Origin of the sequence: Acidaminobacter sp. JC074, assembly GCF_022496765.1 — a bacterium.
GTDB lineage: Bacteria > Bacillota > Clostridia > Peptostreptococcales > Acidaminobacteraceae > JABXKX01.
Genome location: NZ_VANV01000066.1, coordinates 1 through 1,504, shown reverse-complemented (window position 1 = coordinate 1,504; position 1,504 = coordinate 1). Strand labels below are relative to the sequence as shown.

General features: G+C 32.8%; 1 protein-coding gene. It reads left to right on the top strand.

Annotated elements, in window-relative coordinates; translation table 11 throughout:
• Positions 1-251 precede the first annotated feature (251 nt).
• Positions 252-1,409: an IS110 family transposase gene (locus tag EZV73_RS28215; RefSeq protein WP_240843926.1), complete on the top strand. Its 1,158-nt coding sequence runs from the start codon at positions 252-254 to the stop codon at positions 1,407-1,409.
• Positions 1,410-1,504: the final 95 nt, after the last annotated feature.

Sequence of the window (1,504 nt, the reverse complement as noted above, 5' to 3'; positions counted from 1 at the left end):
CTTCTCCTTGTATAATGAAGTTAAGTAGTTTAGCTACTGTTTCATTATTTTATATTTACTGTATATATAACATAGGTGCTGTGAATTAGTTTCTTCTCCTGTAGCTAGACTACTTGTTTGAGACAATAATCACATATCTATGTTTTTCTTTGTTTATTAGTACGATAACGATCAACGTTTTATCTATAGCAAGGGTACATGACATCGATATGTGATACACAGCAAACATACTATTATGAAAGGAGTTTTTTATGTATTACGTTGGTATCGATATCGCTAAAGATAAGCAYGATTGCGCTATCATTGATTCAGAAGGAAATGTRTTAGATTCATTTACCTTCGGAAACAACAAAATTGGGTTTAATGCCTTTTCAAATTCTATTTCTAAGTTTCTACCTTTAGAAATTACAATAGGACTTGAATCCACTGGACATTATGGCTTTAACCTAATTGACTTTATCGATTCATTACAACTACCCCTAATTGTATTGAATCCGCTAAGTGTTAACCTTTATAGGAAATCCCTTACACTTAGAAAAACTAAAACTGACAAAATCGATTGTATGGTTATTGCTCAAATGATCCGAACTGGTGAATTCAAATCCTATACACCTGTATCATATCATTTAAGCGAACTGAAAGCACTAACTAGACACCGTTTTCGTCTTATTCAAGAACAATCACGACTTAAAGTATCTATTTCAAGACTTATCCAAATACTATTYCCTGAACTACCTCATCACGTTTGGTCAATTCACCAAAAATCTTCGTATGCCTTACTTMGCAAGTATCCTAGCKCTTCATTGATTGCAGATGTACATCTAACAACATTGACAACAATTCTTTCAAATGCCTCTCGTGGTAAGTATTCTAAAGATAAAGCACTTGAGATTAGAGATGCTGCAAGAAACTCTATTGGTTCTACACGCATTTCCTTTCAGTTTGAACTTGTCCAAAACATTGAATTAATAAGAAAATTCAAATATGAAATCAAAGTTCTTGATAACGAAATTAAAAAACTCATGTTAGAAATCGATTCCGTTATTTTAACCATYCCTGGTATTTCTTACACCTTAGGATCTATTATAATCGCAGAAATTGGCGATATATCACGTTTTAATAATTCAGCTCAGCTATTAGCTTTTGCTGGCTTAGAACCAGGTGTTCATCAATCTGGTGGCTATWCTAGCGACCGTCAAAAGATGGTTAAACGCGGTTCCAGATATCTCAGGTATGCACTCCTAGAATCCGCTAGACTTATTGCAATGCGTGATCCTGTTTTTAGAGAGTATATGAAGAAAAAATTATCTGAAGGTAAACACTTTAACATCGCGAAATCACATGTTGCCAAGAAAYTAGTTAGAGTAATTTTCAAACTATTAAGTACCGAAACAAAGTTTAATCGATAAGCATTAACTTCCATATTAATTTTTGAAGTAGCTAACACTACTTCTATTAAGCATGCATTTTTTTAGTTAGACACAAATTTTGAAAAAATTATCAT